The sequence below is a fragment of the Cupriavidus pauculus genome, assembly GCF_008693385.1.
Lineage (GTDB): Bacteria > Pseudomonadota > Gammaproteobacteria > Burkholderiales > Burkholderiaceae > Cupriavidus > Cupriavidus pauculus_D.
The window spans coordinates 193843-210905 of record NZ_CP044065.1; the positions used below are offsets into that span (position 1 = coordinate 193843).

The window sequence follows — 17063 nt, forward strand, 5'->3', positions numbered from 1 at the left end:
GAGGAGTACCGCAGACATGACCCCACAAACGACTTCCCAAGCGCTCAAGACCGTCGAGTTCGAGAAACCGATCCTGACCGATGACGACAGCGCCGGCACGAGCTGCGTCGCGCATGCCTGGGCCAAGGTGCCCCCGGTGCTGTCGCAGGACGAGCGCGCCGCGCTCAAGGACCGTATTCGCCGCCTGCTGAAGGCGCGCAACGCGGTACTCGTGGCGCACTACTACGTCGATGCCGATCTGCAGGATCTGGCCGAGGAAACGGGCGGCTGCGTGTCCGATTCGCTCGAGATGGCACGCTTCGGGCGCGAGCACCCCGCGACCACGCTCGTGGTGGCCGGCGTGCGCTTCATGGGCGAGACCGCCAAGATCCTGAGCCCCGAGAAGACCATCCTGATGCCGGACCTCGATGCGACCTGTTCGCTCGACCTGGGCTGTCCGGCCGACGATTTCGCGGCATTCTGCGATGCGCATCCCGACCGCACGGTGGTCGTCTATGCGAACACCAGCGCGGCCGTGAAGGCGCGGGCGGACTGGATGGTGACCTCGAGCATCGGGCTCAAGATCGTAGAGCATCTGCATGCGCGCGGCGAGAAGATCCTGTGGGCACCGGACAAGCACCTCGGCGGCTTCATCCAGAAGCAGACGGGCGCGGATATGCTGCTGTGGCAGGGCTCGTGCCTCGTGCACGACGAGTTCAAGGGCATCGAACTCGATCTGCTGCGCAAGGAGCATCCGAACGCGAAGATCCTCGTGCATCCCGAATCGCCGGCCAACGTGGTGGCGCTCGCGGACGTGGTCGGCTCGACGACGCAGCTGATCACCGCCGCGCAGCAGCTCGACGCGAAGGAGTTCATCGTGGCGACCGACAACGGCATCCTGCACAAGATGCGGATGGCGGCGCCGGGCAAGCACTTCATCGAGGCGCCGACCGCCGGCAACAGCGCGACGTGCAAGAGCTGCGCGCATTGCCCGTGGATGGCGATGAACGCGCTCTCGAACCTCGCCGAGGTGCTCGAGAAGGGTCACAACGAGATTCACGTCGATCCCGAGATCGGCCGCCAGGCCTATACGTGTATCGACCGCATGCTCGATTTCGCCGCGAAGCAGAAGGCGAACGTGCGCCCATCGTCCGATCTCGCGCGCGAGTCGCAGCTGTTCCAGGGAGTGGGTCCGGCATGAGCGCGAATCCGGTATTCGACAGTTATGGCCCCGCGCTGCGCGCGGCGCTCGCGCAGAACGTGGCCGCGGCCATCGCGGAGGATGTGGGAACGGGCGATCTGACCGGCCTGCTGGTGCCGGCGGACAAGGCCGCCCACGCGCGCGTGATCGTGCGCGAGTCTGCCGTGTTATGCGGCCAGCCGTGGTTCGACGCCTGCATGCAGGCCGTGGACGCGCGGCTTGCGGTGCGGTGGTTCAAGGAGGAGGGCGCGCGCATGTCGCCCGACGACGTGGTGTGCGAGATCACGGGTCCCGCGCGCGCGTTGCTCACGGCCGAGCGGCCGTCGCTGAATTTCCTGCAGCTGTTGTCCGGCGTGGCCTCCGCCACGCGGCGCTATGCCGATCTGATCGACGGGACGCGCGCACGCGTGCTCGACACGCGCAAGACGCTGCCGGGGCTGCGCCTCGCGCAGAAGTACGCGGTAAAGATCGGCGGCGGCGAGAACCAGCGGCTGGCGTTGTATGACGGCATCCTGATCAAGGAAAACCACATTGCGGCGGCGGGCAGCATCACGGCTGCGATGCAGGCCGCGCTCGCGCTCGATACCGACGCGACCGTGCAGGTCGAGGTGGAGTCGATCGCCGAGCTCGAAGAGGCGCTGGCCGCCGGCGCGACCTCGGTGCTGATCGACAACTTCACCGTCGAGATGATGCACGAGGCCGTGCGCGTCAACGAAGGCCGCGCGTTGCTGGAAGTGTCGGGCAACGTGAACGCCGATACCATCCGCAGGTTCGCGGAGACGGGCGTGGACCGCATTTCGGTCGGCGCGCTGACGAAGGACGTCCGCGCGACCGACTACTCGCTGCGTATTATCGGCTGAACCTCTATCGGCCGAACTTCTATCGGCTGATCTTCTGCTTGCCGTTGCGGTGCGCTTCCGCGCGGCGGGTCAGCGGCTGCAGCACGGTCGGCAGCGCCTTCGGCAGGGTATCGGGATAGTCGCGGCTGAAATGGAGGCCGCGGCTCTCGTGCCGCGAGTACGCGCTGTCAACGATCAGCGACGCCACCTCCACGAGGTTGCGCAGTTCGAGCAGATCGCGCGTGACGCGGAAATTCGCGTAGTACTCGGCGATCTCCTCGCGCAGCAGGCCGATGCGGTGCTGCGCGCGTTCGAGCCGCTTGTCCGTGCGCACAATCCCCACGTAGTTCCACATCATGCGGCGCAGCTCGTCCCAGTTGTGCGACACCACGACTTCCTCGTCGGCATCCGATACGCGGCTCTCGTCCCAGGCGGGCAACTGGATATCGGGCGCGCCGGCCTTGTCCTGCGAGGCGATATCGGCGGCGGCCGCGCGGCCGATCACGATGCATTCCAGCAACGAATTCGATGCCAGCCGGTTGGCGCCGTGCAGGCCCGTGCAGGCCGTCTCGCCCACCGCGTAGAGATTGGAGAGATCGGTGCGGCCCGCCGTATCCGTCACCACGCCACCGCACGTGTAGTGCGCGGCGGGCACGACCGGAATCGGCTCGCGCGTGATATCGATGCCGAGTTCGAGGCAGCGCGCGTGGATCGTCGGGAAATGCTCCTTGAGGAATTCGGGCGGCTGATGCGTGATATCGAGGTACACGCAGTCGAGGCCGCGCTTCTTCATCTCGAAGTCGATCGCGCGCGCCACCACGTCGCGCGGCGCGAGTTCCGCGCGCGGATCGTGGTCGGGCATGAATCGTGTGCCGTCGGGCAGCTTCAGCAGGCCGCCTTCGCCGCGCACCGCTTCCGAGATCAGGAACGACTTCGCGTAGGGGTGATAGAGGCAGGTCGGATGGAACTGGATGAACTCCATGTTCGCCACGCGGCAGCCCGCGCGCCATGCCATCGCAATGCCGTCGCCGGTCGCCGTATCGGGATTGGTCGTGTACAGGTAGACCTTGCCCGCGCCACCGGCCGCGAGCACCGTGTGCGTGGCCGTGATGGTGCGCACCTCGCCCGTCGCGTCGTCGAGTACGTACAGGCCGTAGCATTTGTTGCCGGGCAGGCCGAGCTTCTCCGCGGTGATCAGGTCGATCGCGAACTGGTCTTCGATGATCGTGATGTTCGGGTGCCGGCGCGCCTGCTCGGCGAGGGTCGTGACCACGGCATGGCCCGTCGCGTCGGCGGCATGGATGATGCGGCGATGGCTGTGTCCGCCTTCGCGCGTGAGGTGGAATCCGAGCTCGGCCTGATCGTCGCGCGTGAACGGGACGCTACGGTCGATCAGCCACTGGATGGCGTCGCGGCCGTGCTCCACGATGAAGCGCGTCGCACCTTCATCGCACAGGCCCGCACCCGCGACCAGCGTGTCCTGCGTGTGTTCGTCGTAGCTGTCGCCGGAGTCCAGTACCGCGGCGATGCCGCCCTGCGCCCAGTCGCTCGCGCCCTGCGTCATCGCGCGCTTGGTGAGCATCGCCACCCGGTGAGTCTCGGCCAGTTGCAGGGCGACGGTCAGACCGGCCAGTCCGCTGCCGACGATCGCGACGTCATAATTCATGGTGCAGGTATCGCGCGGGGGCGCGTGGCAAGAAGGAAACTGGCAAGTGTACGCGCAATGCCCCATACCGGCGCCAGAAAACAAAAAACCCCGCATGAAGCGGGGTTCTTCGCGAAAGCAGGATCAATTACTTGATCTTGGTTTCCTTGTAAGCGACGTGCTTGCGGGCGACGGGATCGAACTTCATGATCTCCATCTTTTCCGGCATGGTGCGCTTGTTCTTGGTCGTCGTGTAGAAATGACCCGTACCTGCGGTCGATTCCAGCTTGATCTTGTCGCGTCCGCCTTTGCTGGCCATGTTGGACTCCTAATTAGACTTCGCCACGTGCGCGCAGGTCTGCGAGCACGGAGTCGATGCCTTTCTTGTCAATCAGGCGCAGACCGGCGTTCGAGACGCGCAGGCTCACCCAGCGGTTTTCCGATTCAACAAAGAAGCGGCGGTTCTGCAGGTTGGGCAGAAAACGGCGCTTGGTCTTGTTGTTTGCGTGGGAAACGTTGTTGCCGACCATCGGCGCTTTCCCGGTCACTTGACAGACGCGTGCCATGAAGCACTCCTAAATCTTTTTCGTGGACAATGTTCGCAACAGATCAACAAAAGGCGCGCGGCCCGGACTGCAGCGGTTGAGACTTCAGCAAAACGAGCATTATAGACCGGAAGCGCAAGGGGAATCAACGTCTTCTGCGCTTTTCCGTCAGGGAGTGTGGTGCCGTGCGCTGGGCGGCACATCCGGGCCCGGCATCAGGTCGTGCTCGGCAAACGAGTAGACGGCGTTGCCGGCCACGATGCAGTGATCGAGCAGGTCGATGTCGAGCGTGCCCAGTGCGCGCGCCAGCCGCCGGGTGGTGGTGACGTCGCTGCGGCTGGGCGCCGCCGCGCCGCCGGGGTGATTATGCGCGACGATCACGCCGGCCGCATTGTGGAACAGCGCCTGGCGCGCGACCTCGCGGGGATAGACGCGGGTCTGCCGCAGGGAGCCGCGGAACAGCTCCTCGCTGGCGATCAGCCGGTGGTGCGTGTCCAGATAGAGGCAGTGGAACGTTTCGTGCGGCAACTGGGACAGCGTCAGGCGCAGGTAGTCGCGTACGGCCCGGGACGTGCCGAGCGGGCGGGGCGCGCGCAGCGATTCGGCGAGCGCGCGGCGCGCCAGTTCGGGCACGACCTGCAGCTGCGCGAACTTGGCCTGGCCCATGCCCTTGAACGCGGCCAGGCGCGCGGGATCGGCGGCGAATAGCTGGGTGAGCGAGCCGAAGCTGCCGATCAGTTCGCGGGACAGGTCGAGGGCGGTCTTGCCGGCCGCGCCGACGCGAAGGAACACGGCGAGCAATTCGGCGTCGGAGAGCGTGGCGGCGCCCGCCTGCAGCAGCTTTTCGCGGGGCCGTTCGCTGACGGGCCAGTCGGTAATCGGCATGAATCGGCTCCTTGGCGGATCGGCGATGGGTGCGTCGGTCGGCGTCAGTTGGTCCAGTCGCATACAATACGGGTTGTTGACCGGTTGATCACCCATGAATTTGCAAAATATTGCGTCGGAAGCGGAGGGCGGCCTGGCGGGCCGCAAGACCGTCCAGGCGGACTCCTTCCTGACCCTGCACTACAGTGTTTCCCTTGAAAACGGTACCGAAGTGGTGAGCACCTTCGAAGAGAAGCCCGCCACGCTGCTGCTTGGACAGGGCCAGCTCGCACCCATGCTCGAGCAGGCGCTGCTCGGCATGCCCGAGGGCGAGCGCATGACGTATCGGCTCGCGCCCGAGCACGCGTTCGGTCCGCGTAATCCGGAACTGCTACAGTGGGTCTCGCTGGCGACGCTGCGCGAGAACAGCTCGTTCGAGGAGGATTACTCGCCGGGCGATCTCGTGGAATTCAATGCGCCGGGCGGCGGTAGCTACGCCGGCGTGCTCAAGGAGTTCGGCGAGACTGCCGCGCTGTTCGACTTCAATCACCCGCTGGCCGGACAGACGATCCTGTTCGATGTCCAGTTGATCGGAATTCTCTGATGTCCACCGTTGCGGAACGTCCCATGCTCGACAATCAGCCCGCCCTCGATGCGGAGATCCTGCTCGCTCAGCCGCGCGGTTTCTGCGCCGGTGTTGACCGTGCCATCGAGATCGTCGAGCGCGCGCTCGAGCGATTCGGTTCGCCGATCTACGTACGCCACGAGATCGTGCACAACGCCTACGTCGTGGAGAACCTGCGCCAGAAGGGTGCGGTGTTCGTCGACGAGCTCGACGAGGTGCCGTCCGGTTCGACGGTCATCTTCAGCGCGCACGGTGTGTCCAAGGAAGTGCGTGCCGACGCGGTGGAACGCGGCCTGACCGTGTTCGACGCGACGTGCCCGCTCGTGACCAAGGTGCACGTGGAAGTGGGCAAGATGCGCGCCGAGGGTTGCGAGATCATCATGATCGGCCATCGCGGCCACCCCGAGGTGGAAGGCACGATGGGCCAGTCGGAGCACGGCATGTTGCTGGTGGAGTCCGTCGAGGACGTCGGACGCCTCGAGGTCAAGGACCCGGCCCAGCTGGCCTACGTCACGCAGACCACGCTGTCCGTCGACGAGACCGCCGAGATCGTGAACGCGCTGAAGGCGCGCTTCCCCGAGATCCGCGAGCCGAAGAAGCAGGATATCTGCTATGCCACGCAGAACCGCCAGGACGCCGTGAAGTTCATGGTGCCGCAGGTCGAGGTGGTGATCGTCGTGGGCAGCCCCAACAGCTCGAACTCCAACCGCCTGCGCGAACTCGCGGACCGCCTCGGCGTGCCGGCGTACATGGTGGACGATCCCGCCCAGCTGCAGCCCGAGTGGGTCGCCGGCAAGCGCCGCATCGGCCTGACCGCGGGCGCCTCGGCCCCCGAGGCCCTGGCGCAGGCGATCGTCGAGCGCCTGCGCGCGCTCGGTGCGCGCTCGGTGCGCGCGCTGGATGGCGTGGAGGAGAACATGTCCTTCCCGCTGCCGCGGGGCCTGGCAAGCGTGTCGGTCTGAGACGCGTTTGAAACCCGCAAAAAACGGCACCTTTATGGTGCCGTTTTTTTTCGCCTCGTATTTCTGCCATCGGGTGTGCCGATGTGCATACAGCCAGACAATATCAGGGTAATCCCGCAATCACGGGTTTTCCCTATTATGGTGCGGCCAGACATTATGCACATTGGAGAGGCATTGCTAAATCAGAAATAAATGCCTATTTAAAACCGTGTCTATTATGAGGTGCGCGACGCGCGGCTTTAATGCCACTTTTCACGCTCCGGGCACGATTCTTGATAGCTATGCGGCGGGTCCATCCGGTGGGCTTAGATTGCCCCAATCTGTGCATTGGGGAAATTCCCTAGCGCAATTGATGGGAAAAAGGTTCAGGTTGTTGCGTCGCATATTGCATCCGCAAAAAAAGGGGATACAATGCGCGGCGTTTCAAATTGAAACTAAACAAAGGCTGTACAGGGGAGCGTTCGGGAGGGTCCAGTTCTCCCCTGTTTTTGTGAATCCTAGGAGATCACTCATGCAATTCACGTTTGCCAAGATTCTGCCGATCGCGGCTGCAGTGGCGCTGGTCGCAGCCTGCGGCAAGAAGGAAGAAAAGCCTGCCGATGCCGCGGCATCGGCGCCTGCGGCGGCCGCAGCGCCCGCGGCGGGCGGCGGCGAAGTCGTCGTCAAGATCGGCCACGCGGCTCCGCTGACCGGCGGCATTGCCCACCTTGGCAAGGACAACGAGAACGGCGCGCGCCTGGCCGTCGAGGAAGCCAACAAGGCCGGCCTCGAAATCGGCGGCAAGAAGATCAAGCTGGAACTGGTGGGCGAAGACGACGCCGCCGATCCGAAGACCGGTACCGCCGTGGCCCAGAAGCTGGTGGATGCCAAGGTCGTGGCCGTGGTCGGCCACCTGAACTCGGGCGTGTCGATTCCCGCCTCGAAGATCTACAGCGATGCCGGCATCGTGCAGATCTCGCCGTCCTCGACAAACCCCGACTACACGAAGCAAGGCTTCAAGACCACGTACCGCGTGGTGGCGACCGATGCCCAGCAGGGTCCGGCACTGGCCAACTACGCCGCCAAGAGCCTGCAGGCCAAGAGCGTGGCCATCGTTGACGATGCCACCGCTTACGGCAAGGGTCTGGCCGACGAGTTCGAGAAGACCGCGAAGGCTGCCGGCGTGAACGTCGTGGCACGTGAAGCCACGAACGACAAGGCCACCGACTTCAAGGCCATTCTGACCAAGATCAAGGGCAAGAAGCCGGACGTGATCATGTACGGCGGCATGGACGCCACGGGCGGTCCGTTCGCCAAGCAGGCCAAGGAACTCGGCATCGCGTCGAAGATCGTTGGCGGCGACGGCGTGTGTACCGACAAGGTGGCCGAGCTGGCTGGCGATGCCGTGCAGAACATCATCTGCTCGGAAGCCGGTCTGGCCCTGTCGAAGATGGAAACCGGTGCGGACTTCGAGAAGCGTTACCAGGCACGTTTCAACGCGCCGGTGCAGATCTACGCGCCGTTCACGTATGACGCCGTCAACGTGATCGTGGACGCCATGAAGCGCGCCAACTCGGTCGAGCCCGCCGCCATCCTGGCCGAAATGCCCAAGACGAACTACAAGGGCGTGATCGGCAACATCGCCTTCGACGAGAAGGGCGACATGAAGGAAGGCACCATCACGCTGTACGAGTACAAGGACAAGAAGAAGTCCGTCCTCGACGTCGTGAAGATGTAATACCGGGCTTATCGGCCCCGACGAACGGCACCGTGAGTACTTTGCGGTGCCGTTCTTTTTAGTCCGTCGTACGCGATTGGCATCCTTACAAGGATGGGAGCGGACGGGCGCAGCACACCCGCCTATATTTACACCACCAAACCCATCATCGACGACCTCCTCGTTCGTGGCATGCCAACCATGCCAGCCGAACCGGAGCTGAAGCAGGAGTTTTCATGGATATCTTTATCCAGCAGATCGTGAACGGTCTGGTGCTCGGCAGCATCTATGCGCTGATCGCACTGGGCTACACCATGGTCTACGGCATTCTGGGCATCATCAACTTTGCGCATGGCGATGTGCTGATGATTGGCGCGTTGACCGCGCTGTCCGCAATCCTGGGGCTGCAGAAGTTCGCGCCCGGACTGCCCGAATGGCTGACGCTGGTGATCGCCACGCTGATCGCCATGCCCGTGTGCGCGGTACTCTCGTACACCATCGAACGGGTCGCCTATCGACCGTTGCGGAATGCGCCGCGCCTCGCGCCGCTCATCACCGCGATCGGGGTCTCGATCATTCTGCAAACCATGGGGATGCTGATCTGGTCGCGTAACCCGCTGACCTTCCCGCAGCTGCTGCCTTCTGAGCCGATCGACATCGGTTCCACCGGCGCGACGATCACCGGCAAGGAAATGGTGATCATCGGCATGGCCGTGATGGTCATGTCCGGCCTGCTCGCCCTCGTCAACCGCACCAAGCTCGGCCGCGCGATGCGCGCGACCGCCGAGAACCAGAAGGTGGCGGGCCTGATGGGCGTGAACCCCAATTTCGTGATCTCCGCCACGTTCATGATCGGCGCCGCGCTCGCCGCGCTGGCAGGCGTGATGATGGCGACGAACTACGGTAACGCACACTTCTACATGGGCTTTATCCCCGGTCTGAAGGCGTTCACCGCGGCCGTGCTGGGCGGCATCGGCAACCTCGCGGGCGCGATGGTTGGCGGCATGCTGCTGGGCCTGATCGAAGCGCTGGGCGCCGGTTACATCGGCGACCTGACCAATGGTGTGTTCGGCTCGAACTACCAGGACGTCTTTGCGTTCATCGTACTGATCATCGTGCTCGTGTTCCGTCCGTCCGGCATCATGGGCGAACGTGTCGCGGACCGTGCCTGAGGAGAGCGAATCCATGAATACCCCGATTCCATCCACGGCCGTCGCCGCGCCGTCGAAAGTTCCGGCAAAGACGCTGGCCGCGCTGCTCGGCTTCCTCGTGATCGCCCTGTGCGCACCGTTCTTCGTGCAGACGTTCGGCGGCAACTACTGGGTGCGCGTGCTCGACTTCGCGCTGCTCTACATCATGCTGGCGCTGGGCCTGAACATCGTGGTCGGCTTTGCCGGCCTGCTCGATCTGGGCTATATCGCGTTCTACGCGGTGGGCGCCTACTGCATGGCGCTGCTCGGCTCGCCGCACCTGGCGAACCAGTTCGAAGCGATTCAGGCGCTGTTCCCCAACGGCATCCACCTGACCATGTGGCTGGTGTTGCCCATCGCGATCGCGGTGGCGGCGACGTTCGGCGTATTGCTGGGCGCGCCGACGCTGAAACTGCGCGGCGACTATCTGGCCATCGTGACGCTGGGCTTCGGCGAGATCATCCGGATCTTCATGAACAACCTGGACCGTCCGGTGAACATCACGAACGGCCCCAAGGGCATTACCGGCGTGGACCCGGTCCACATCTTCGGGTTCGACTTCTCGAAGTCGCATGAAATCTTCGGCATGAAGTTCACGCCGGTGTTCATGTACTACTACCTGCTGGTGTTCCTGGTCATCGTGATCGTGTTCATCTGCCTGCGTCTGCAGAACTCGCGTATCGGCCGCGCCTGGGTGGCAATCCGTGAAGACGAGATCGCGGCCAAGGCGATGGGCATCAACACGCGCAACATGAAGCTGCTGGCGTTCGCCATGGGCGCATCGTTCGGCGGCGCCTCGGGCGCGGTGTTCGGCGCGTTCCAGGGCTTCGTGTCGCCGGAATCGTTCACGCTGTGGGAGTCGATCTACATCCTCGCGATCGTCGTGCTCGGCGGCATGGGCCATATCCCGGGCGTGATCCTGGGCGGCATCCTGCTCGTGGGCTTCCAGGAACTGCTGCGCGTCGTCGCGGAACCGATGCAGACGGGCCTGTTCGGCCACGTGATCGTCGACGCCGAAGTGCTGCGCCAGCTGCTGTTCGGTCTGGCCCTCGTGGCGGTGATGCTGTTCCGTCCGGCCGGTATCTGGCCGTCCCCGCGCAAGGAAGATCGCCCGGTGGTGCGCCGTGCCGGCAGCATCGGCCGTCTGTGAACGAAGGAGGAAGACACATGAGCAACAACGAATTCCTCCTGTCGGTACAGGGGGTCAACAAGCGATTCGGCGGCCTGCAGGCCCTGTCCGAAGTGGGCCTGCAGATCAAGCCCGGCGAGATCTACGGCCTGATCGGTCCGAACGGCGCGGGCAAGACCACGTTCTTCAACGTGATCACCGGCCTCTACACTCCGGACTCCGGCGAGTTCGTGCTGGGCGGGCAGCCGTACCAGCCGACGGCCGTGCATGAAGTGGCCAAGGCCGGCATCGCCCGCACGTTCCAGAACATCCGCCTGTTCGGCGACATGACCGCGCTCGAGAACGTGATGGTCGGCCGCCATGTGCGATCGAAGGCCGGCATCTTCGGCGCCGTCTTCCGTCCGCCTTCGGTGCGGCGCGAGGAAGAGGGCATCGAGGACATGGCGCACGACCTGCTCGACTACGTCGGCATCGGCAAGTACGCCAACTTCACCTCGCGCAATCTCTCGTACGGCCACCAGCGCCGCCTGGAGATCGCGCGCGCGCTGGCCACCGAGCCCAAGCTGCTCGCGCTCGACGAACCGGCGGCCGGCATGAACGCCACCGAGAAGGTGGAACTGCGCGGCCTGCTCGACAAGATCCGCAGCGACGGCAAGACGATCCTGCTGATCGAGCATGACGTGAAGCTCGTGATGGGGCTGTGCAACCGCCTGACCGTGCTGGACTATGGCAAGGTGATCGCGCAGGGCCTGCCGCAGGAAGTGCAGAGCAACCCCGCGGTGATCGAGGCTTACCTCGGCGCCTCGGCGCACTGACCGACACGCGGAGGCGAATCGAGATGAAACAGACAGTACTGAAGATTTCCGGCCTGAAAGTGGCCTACGGCGGCATCCAGGCCGTCAAGGGCGTGGACCTCGAGATCCACGACGGCGAACTGGTCACGCTGATCGGCGCCAATGGCGCCGGCAAGACCACCACCATGAAGGCCATTACAGGCCTCCAGGGCTGGGCGGGCGGCGACGTGGAATACCTGGGCAAGTCCATCAAGGGCGTGCCCAGCTACACGCTGCTGAAGCAGGGTCTCGCGATGGTGCCGGAAGGTCGCGGCGTGTTCGCGCGCATGACCATTACCGAAAACCTGCAGATGGGGGCGTACACGCGCAACGACGAGGCCGGCATCAAGGCCGATATCGACCGCATGTTCGAGACGTTCCCGCGCCTGAAGGAACGTGCCAACCAACTGGCGGGCACGATGTCCGGCGGCGAGCAGCAGATGCTGGCCATGGCGCGCGCGCTGATGAGCCAGCCCAAGCTGCTGCTGCTCGACGAACCGTCGATGGGTCTCTCGCCGATCATGGTCGAGAAGATCTTCGAGGTCGTGCGCACGGTGTCGGCGCAGGGTGTGACGATCCTGCTCGTGGAGCAGAACGCGCGCCTGGCGCTGCAGGCCGCGCACCGCGGCTACGTGATGGAGTCGGGTCTGGTCACGATGAGCGGCGACGCGAAGCAGATGCTCGACGATCCGAAGGTCCGCGCGGCGTATCTGGGCGAGTGATCCACGGCGCCAGCGACCATGAAAAAGCCCCGCGTATGCGGGGCTTTTTCTTTGGCCGAGGGGCTGAGCGGAGATCAGGCCAGCTTCTTGAGCAGCGTGCGCAGCATGCCGATCATCTGGTCGATCTCTTCACGCGTGACATTCAGCGCGGGCATGAAGCGCAGCAGGTTCGGGCGCGGCGAATTCAGCAGCAGGCCTTCCGGACCCATGTCACGTGCTTCTTCCACGATCTGCGGGCCGATGTCCTTGCCGAGCATCAGCGCGCGCAGCAGGCCGTCGCCGCGCTCGCCCTGGAGGCCGAACTCGGCGGTCAGGGCCAGCAGCTGCTCGCGCAGGTAGCCGGCCTTGGCGCGCACGTCCTCGAGGAAGCCCGGTGCCAGCAGTTGCTCGATCACCGCTGCGCCGACCGCGGTCATCAGCGGATTGCCGTTGTAGGTACCGCCCTGATCGCCGGCCTCGAAGCTCGCGACGTCGGCCTTGCACAGCAGCGCGGCCAGCGGCACGCCGCCGCCGATACCCTTGCCGAGCGTCATGATGTCCGGCTCCACGCCCGACAGTTCGTACGCGAACATCGTGCCGCAGCGGCCGCAGCCCGTCTGCACTTCATCGACGATGAACAGCAGCTTGTGCTTGTCGGCCAGCGCGCGCAGGCCCTGCATGAATTCGCGCGAGGCGGGAATCACGCCGCCTTCGCCCTGCACCGGCTCCAGCATGATGCCGACGGTCTTGTCGTTGATCAGCGCTTCCACCGACGCCAGGTCGTTGAGCTCGGCCTTCGGGAAGCCCGGCACCTGCGGCGCGAAGATCTTGTCCCAGCCGGCCTTGCCCGACGCGCTCATCGTGGCGAGCGTGCGGCCGTGGAAGCTGTGGTCCATCGTGATGATCTCGAACGCGCCGCCCTTGTGCTTCTGGCCCCATTTGCGCGCGAGCTTGATCGCGCCTTCGTTGGCCTCGGCGCCGCTGTTGGCGAAGAACACCTTGTCGAAGCAGCTGTTGTCCGTCAGCAGCCGGGCCAGCTTGAGCATCGGTTCGTTGTAGAACGCGGGGCTCGGGTTCATCAGCTTGCGCGCCTGCTTTTCCAGCGCGGCGATCATGCCTTCGTTGGAATGGCCGAGGCTGTTCACGGCCCAGCCCTGTACGAAATCCAGATAGCGCTTGCCGTTGTGATCCGTCAGCCACGATCCCTTGCCTTCGGTGAAGACCAGCTCGGGACGGTTGGTGATGTACATCAGGGATTGGACGGGATACTCAGCAAATGCCATGGCGGACTCCTGGGGTCGGCATGAAACGATGAACAAAAAACAAAAAGCCACGGGGGCTGCCCGTGGCTCGTTGACCTGAACAAACGCTGTCGACGATCAGCCGCGTGGCACCCCGGAGAGGGGCAACGTACGGGATTGGCGTCGGTTGCGTCGTTGGTTCATGGCGGCCAATATAAGGCGCATGCGTCCCGGTGTCAAAACGAAATTTGTCAGACCCCGGTGGCATTGTTGTGTCGGCGGAACGGCCGGCGCGCCGGTCAGGCCGCACCCGGGGCGTGCAGATCGGCCTCGGACGTGAACGAATCGGCGAAGAACGCGTCCTCGTGCAGCTTGCACTGGGCCGTGAAATCCTGCCGCGCGGCGTTGACCATGACGGGCGCGCCGCACGCGTAGACCTCGTGGCCGGACAGGTCCGGATGGTCGGCGATCACGGCCTGGTGCACGAAGCCCGTGCGGCCGGTCCACTGGTCTTCGTCGGCCGCGTTCGACACCACCGGCACGTAGCGGAAGTTCGGCAGCTCGCGCGCCCACTGCTCGCACAGCGCGTGCATATAGAGGTCGCGCGGGCGACGGCCGCCCCAGTACAGCGTCATCGGGCGGTCGATGCCCGTGTACCGGGCATGCTCGACGATGGCCTTGATCGGCGCGAAGCCGGTACCCGAGGCCAGCAGGATGATCGGCTTGTCCGAGTCCTCGCGCAGGAAGAAGCTGCCGAGCGGGCCTTCGAAGCGCAGGATGTCGCGCTCCTTCATCGCCGGCGCGCCTTCCCTGGCCCCGAACACATAGTCGGTGAACGCGCCGCCGGGCATATGGCGGATATGCAGTTCGATCGGGCCTTCCTCGTGCGGCGCGGTGGCGATGGAATAGCTGCGGCGCTTGCCGTCGCGCAGCAGGAACTCGACGTACTGGCCGGCCAGGAACTGCATGCGCTCGGTGGCGGGCAGCTGCAGGCGGACGGACACGACGTCGTCGGCCAGGCGCTCGATGGTCTGCACGCGGCAGGGAATCTTCTTGATGGGGATGTCGCCGGCGCCATGCACCTCGCGGCATTCGATCGTGATGTCCGACGTGGCATTCGCGCAGCAGAACAGCGCGCGGCCCTCGGTTTTCTCCTGCGCCGTCAGTGCCGATGCGGCATGATCTCCCTGCTCGAACGTGCCGTCGATCACGCGGCCCTTGCACGAGCCGCACGCACCGTTCTTGCAGCCGTACGGCAGGCCGATGCTGTGGCGCAGGGCGCCGCCGAGGATGGTTTCGTCAGCAGCCACTTCGAACTTGTGGCCACTGGGCATGACGGTTACTTGATAAGCCATAATCGGATCTATGAGCCAAACTCTGTCGCCGCTTGCGGCAACGTCCTCTTTGTTGTCGTCTTCCTCGTCCGCGTCGTTCCCCGCGGCCAGGCCGAGGCGCCTCGGTCGTCCGCGCCTGCTGATCGTCGGGTGCGGGGACGTGGGGACGCGCTGCCTGCGCATGCTGGCGGCACGCATGCGCGTGTTCGCGATGACATCGCAGCCCGCGCGGCGGGAGGCATTGCGCGAGGCGGGCGCCGTACCGCTCGTGGCGGATCTCGACCGGCCCGCCACGCTCGCGCGGCTGCGAGGCCTCGCTGGCCGCGTGCTCGACCTTGCGCCGCCACCGGGGCAGGGCGAGGGCGATCCACGCACACGTGCGCTGCTGGCCGCATTGCGCCGGACTGCGTGGCGCCGGGCCCGTGCGGGCGGCGCCTGGCGGAACGGCGACGAGCCCGTCATTCTACCCGAGCGGGGCTGGCATCGGGCGTCCTTGCCGACCGGGGCGCACACGCCCGCCGGCGTGCTCGTCTACGCGAGCACGACCGGCGTGTATGGCGACCGCGGCGGCGCGCGCGTCCAGGAGTTTCATACGGTGCGCCCGCAGACCGCGCGGGCGCGGCGCCGGGTGGCGGCCGAGGGCTCGGTCCGGGCGTTTGGCCGCGATGCGGGGTGGCGCGCGAGTATCGTGCGCATTCCGGGCATCTATGCCGCGGACCGGCTGCCGATCGCGCGCCTCAACAAGCGCACACCGGCGCTCGCGCCGCAGGATGACGTGTACACGAGCCATATTCACGCCGACGACCTCGCGCGCACGATGATCGCGGCGTTATGGCGCGGCCGGCCGCAGCGCGTGGTCCATGCGAGCGACGACACCGAACTGCGCATGGCCGACTACTTCGACCTCGTGGCCGACCGGCGCGGATTGCCGCGTCCGCCGCGCATCACGCGCCAGCATGCGCGCGAGGTCATCGATCCCACGCTGCTGAGCTTTATGAGCGAGTCGCGCCGGCTGGACAACCGGCGGCTCAAGCGCGAGCTGCGCGTGCAGCTGCGGTATCCGACCGTGCGGTCGTTCTTCGACGCGTAGTCCGCGCTCTAACCGTCCCGGGCGACCGGGACGGTGGCACGACGCTTGCGTAGTCCTCCGCTGTCTATACAGGAGCGGTGCGCGGCGCTGCATGATGGTGCGTTTCGCCTCGATTATCGCCATGACGCCGGCGGGATCGGTGCAAACCCTCCGTTGACTTGTATAGACAGGTGCCGCTAGATTTCCATCACCGTCCTACAGGGAGCCGAGAGCAATGACCCGAGCCATGCTTGCAGTCCTGCGAGCCACCGCACTGCGCGTCACCACATTGGGAGCCGTCGCTTTCGCGGCGGGCGCCGTCCATGCGCAGAACGTGCCCGTGACCCTCGGCATGAGCGGCTGGACCGGCTTTGCGCCACTGACGCTCGCGGACAAGGCGGGCATCTTCAAGAAGAACGGCGTGGATGTCGAGATCAAGATGATTCCGCAGAAGGATCGTCATCTCGCGCTCGCGTCGGGCGCCATCCAGTGCGCGGCCACGACCGTGGAGACGCACGTGGCGTGGAACGCCAACGGCGTGCCCATCACCCAGATCGTGCAGCTCGACAAGTCCTACGGCGCCGACGGCCTGGCCGTGCGCGCCGACGTGAAGTCGTTCGCCGATCTCAAGGGCAAGACGGTCGGCGTGGATGCGCCGGGCACCGCGCCGTACTTCGGGCTGGCATGGATGCTCAAGAAGAACGGCATGACGCTCAAGGACGTGAAGACCACGACGCTGTCGCCGCAGGCAGCCGCGCAGGCGTTCGTCGCGGGGCAGAACGATGCGGCGATGACCTACGAGCCGTATCTGTCGACGGTGCGCGCGAATCCCGACAAGGGGCGCATCCTCGCGACGACGCTCGACTACCCGATGGTCACCGACACGCTCGGCTGCGCGCCCAAATGGCTCAAGGACAATCCCAAGGCGGCGCAGGCGCTCGTGGACAGCTACTTCGAGGCGATCGAGATGATCCGCCGCGATCCGGCGAAGTCCAACGAGATCATGGGCGCCGCGGTCAAGCAGACCGGCGAGCAGTTCGCGAAGTCGTCGGCGTACCTGCGCTGGCAGGACAAGGAGGCCAACCGCGCGTTCTTCGCGGGCGAACTCGCGAACTTCAGCAAGGAGTCGGCCGCGCTGCTGCTCGAGATCGGCGTGATCCGGCAGGTGCCGGACGTGACCACGCTCTATGACGCGCGATTCCTCAAGTAA

At 65.2% G+C, this 17063-nt stretch carries 17 protein-coding genes; 11 read left to right on the plus strand and 6 right to left on the minus strand.

Features of this window, described 5'->3' with window-relative positions; translation table 11 throughout:
• Window positions 1–16 precede the first annotated feature (16 nt).
• Entirely contained in the window at window positions 17–1180 is a 1164-nt protein-coding gene (nadA, locus tag FOB72_RS00930) for a quinolinate synthase NadA (RefSeq protein WP_150370822.1), read from the plus strand.
• Window positions 1177–2040 carry a carboxylating nicotinate-nucleotide diphosphorylase gene (gene nadC, locus FOB72_RS00935; RefSeq protein ID WP_150370823.1) on the plus strand — a complete coding sequence of 288 codons (864 nt, stop codon included), beginning with the start codon at window positions 1177–1179 and terminating at the stop codon, window positions 2038–2040. The genes nadA and nadC overlap by 4 nt, the downstream gene beginning before the upstream one ends.
• 19 nt (window positions 2041–2059) lie before the next feature.
• Here the strand turns inward: nadC and nadB are convergent, their stop codons facing one another.
• The 4 genes from nadB to radC form a co-directional block, all read right to left on the minus strand.
• Window positions 2060–3685, minus strand: a complete 1626-nt coding sequence (gene nadB, locus FOB72_RS00940; protein WP_150370824.1) for an L-aspartate oxidase — start codon at window positions 3683–3685, stop codon at window positions 2060–2062.
• A gap of 127 nt (window positions 3686–3812) precedes the next feature.
• Window positions 3813–3983: a 50S ribosomal protein L33 gene (gene rpmG, locus FOB72_RS00945; RefSeq protein ID WP_010814980.1), complete on the minus strand. Its 171-nt coding sequence runs from the start codon at window positions 3981–3983 to the stop codon at window positions 3813–3815.
• A gap of 13 nt (window positions 3984–3996) precedes the next feature.
• Window positions 3997–4230 (minus strand): 50S ribosomal protein L28, encoded by a 234-nt coding sequence (gene rpmB / locus FOB72_RS00950; RefSeq protein WP_006575661.1) that lies wholly within the window; start codon window positions 4228–4230, stop codon window positions 3997–3999.
• Window positions 4231–4377: 147 nt separating this feature from the next.
• Window positions 4378–5094 carry a RadC family protein gene (gene radC, locus FOB72_RS00955; RefSeq protein WP_150370825.1) on the minus strand — a complete coding sequence of 239 codons (717 nt, stop codon included), beginning with the start codon at window positions 5092–5094 and terminating at the stop codon, window positions 4378–4380.
• Between the two features lie 94 nt (window positions 5095–5188).
• On the opposite strand from radC, the gene FOB72_RS00960 reads away from it, so the two are divergent.
• The 7 genes from FOB72_RS00960 to FOB72_RS00990 all read left to right on the plus strand — a co-directional run bounded on the left by FOB72_RS00960 (window position 5189) and on the right by FOB72_RS00990 (window position 12230).
• Window positions 5189–5677, plus strand: coding sequence for a peptidylprolyl isomerase (locus FOB72_RS00960; protein ID WP_150370826.1), 489 nt, complete (start codon window positions 5189–5191; stop codon window positions 5675–5677).
• 23 nt (window positions 5678–5700) lie between these two features.
• On the plus strand, window positions 5701–6660 hold the full coding sequence (gene ispH / locus FOB72_RS00965; RefSeq protein WP_150373688.1) for a 4-hydroxy-3-methylbut-2-enyl diphosphate reductase: 960 nt from the start codon (window positions 5701–5703) through the stop codon (window positions 6658–6660).
• 511 nt (window positions 6661–7171) lie between these two features.
• Window positions 7172–8377 carry a branched-chain amino acid ABC transporter substrate-binding protein gene (locus FOB72_RS00970; protein ID WP_150370827.1) on the plus strand — a complete coding sequence of 402 codons (1206 nt, stop codon included), beginning with the start codon at window positions 7172–7174 and terminating at the stop codon, window positions 8375–8377.
• Between the two features lie 215 nt (window positions 8378–8592).
• A complete protein-coding gene (locus tag FOB72_RS00975) occupies window positions 8593–9528 on the plus strand; it encodes a branched-chain amino acid ABC transporter permease (RefSeq protein ID WP_109580222.1) in 936 nt (311 codons plus the stop codon).
• 13 nt (window positions 9529–9541) lie between these two features.
• Window positions 9542–10696 (plus strand): ABC transporter permease subunit, encoded by a 1155-nt coding sequence (locus tag FOB72_RS00980; RefSeq protein WP_150370828.1) that lies wholly within the window; start codon window positions 9542–9544, stop codon window positions 10694–10696.
• Between the two features lie 17 nt (window positions 10697–10713).
• Window positions 10714–11490 (plus strand): ABC transporter ATP-binding protein, encoded by a 777-nt coding sequence (locus tag FOB72_RS00985; protein WP_150370829.1) that lies wholly within the window; start codon window positions 10714–10716, stop codon window positions 11488–11490.
• Between the two features lie 23 nt (window positions 11491–11513).
• Complete coding sequence (locus tag FOB72_RS00990) at window positions 11514–12230, plus strand: ABC transporter ATP-binding protein (protein WP_150370830.1); 717 nt, start codon at window positions 11514–11516, stop codon at window positions 12228–12230.
• A 74-nt stretch (window positions 12231–12304) separates the two neighbouring features.
• Here FOB72_RS00990 and FOB72_RS00995 read toward each other — a convergent pair whose 3' ends face one another.
• Together FOB72_RS00995 and FOB72_RS01000 are read right to left on the minus strand one after the other, a co-directional pair.
• The gene (locus tag FOB72_RS00995) at window positions 12305–13492 is read right to left on the minus strand and encodes an acetylornithine transaminase (RefSeq protein WP_150370831.1); all 1188 of its coding nucleotides are present in this window, start codon (window positions 13490–13492) and stop codon (window positions 12305–12307) included.
• Window positions 13493–13749: 257 nt separating this feature from the next.
• Window positions 13750–14805 carry a CDP-6-deoxy-delta-3,4-glucoseen reductase gene (locus FOB72_RS01000; protein ID WP_150370832.1) on the minus strand — a complete coding sequence of 352 codons (1056 nt, stop codon included), beginning with the start codon at window positions 14803–14805 and terminating at the stop codon, window positions 13750–13752.
• A 10-nt stretch (window positions 14806–14815) separates the two neighbouring features.
• On the opposite strand from FOB72_RS01000, the gene FOB72_RS01005 reads away from it, so the two are divergent.
• Both FOB72_RS01005 and FOB72_RS01010 read left to right on the plus strand, forming a co-directional pair.
• Window positions 14816–15874, plus strand: a complete 1059-nt coding sequence (locus FOB72_RS01005) for an NAD-dependent epimerase/dehydratase family protein (protein WP_150370833.1) — start codon at window positions 14816–14818, stop codon at window positions 15872–15874.
• Between the two features lie 226 nt (window positions 15875–16100).
• Window positions 16101–17063 carry an ABC transporter substrate-binding protein gene (locus FOB72_RS01010; protein ID WP_223851376.1) on the plus strand — a complete coding sequence of 321 codons (963 nt, stop codon included), beginning with the start codon at window positions 16101–16103 and terminating at the stop codon, window positions 17061–17063.

Coding starts and splice junctions, on each gene's coding strand:
- FOB72_RS00980 (WP_150370828.1), top strand. CDS start 9,542: ATGAATACCCCGATTCCATCCACGGCCGTCGCCGCGCCGTCGAAAGTT.
- FOB72_RS01000 (WP_150370832.1), bottom strand. CDS start 14,805: ATGGCTTATCAAGTAACCGTCATGCCCAGTGGCCACAAGTTCGAAGTG.
- rpmG (WP_010814980.1), bottom strand. CDS start 3,983: ATGGCCAGCAAAGGCGGACGCGACAAGATCAAGCTGGAATCGACCGCA.
- FOB72_RS00990 (WP_150370830.1), top strand. CDS start 11,514: ATGAAACAGACAGTACTGAAGATTTCCGGCCTGAAAGTGGCCTACGGC.
- FOB72_RS00960 (WP_150370826.1), top strand. CDS start 5,189: ATGAATTTGCAAAATATTGCGTCGGAAGCGGAGGGCGGCCTGGCGGGC.
- FOB72_RS01005 (WP_150370833.1), top strand. CDS start 14,816: ATGAGCCAAACTCTGTCGCCGCTTGCGGCAACGTCCTCTTTGTTGTCG.
- nadC (WP_150370823.1), top strand. CDS start 1,177: ATGAGCGCGAATCCGGTATTCGACAGTTATGGCCCCGCGCTGCGCGCG.
- ispH (WP_150373688.1), top strand. CDS start 5,701: ATGCTCGACAATCAGCCCGCCCTCGATGCGGAGATCCTGCTCGCTCAG.
- rpmB (WP_006575661.1), bottom strand. CDS start 4,230: ATGGCACGCGTCTGTCAAGTGACCGGGAAAGCGCCGATGGTCGGCAAC.
- radC (WP_150370825.1), bottom strand. CDS start 5,094: ATGCCGATTACCGACTGGCCCGTCAGCGAACGGCCCCGCGAAAAGCTG.
- FOB72_RS00995 (WP_150370831.1), bottom strand. CDS start 13,492: ATGGCATTTGCTGAGTATCCCGTCCAATCCCTGATGTACATCACCAAC.
- FOB72_RS01010 (WP_223851376.1), top strand. CDS start 16,101: ATGCTTGCAGTCCTGCGAGCCACCGCACTGCGCGTCACCACATTGGGA.
- FOB72_RS00975 (WP_109580222.1), top strand. CDS start 8,593: ATGGATATCTTTATCCAGCAGATCGTGAACGGTCTGGTGCTCGGCAGC.
- FOB72_RS00970 (WP_150370827.1), top strand. CDS start 7,172: ATGCAATTCACGTTTGCCAAGATTCTGCCGATCGCGGCTGCAGTGGCG.
- nadB (WP_150370824.1), bottom strand. CDS start 3,685: ATGAATTATGACGTCGCGATCGTCGGCAGCGGACTGGCCGGTCTGACC.
- nadA (WP_150370822.1), top strand. CDS start 17: ATGACCCCACAAACGACTTCCCAAGCGCTCAAGACCGTCGAGTTCGAG.
- FOB72_RS00985 (WP_150370829.1), top strand. CDS start 10,714: ATGAGCAACAACGAATTCCTCCTGTCGGTACAGGGGGTCAACAAGCGA.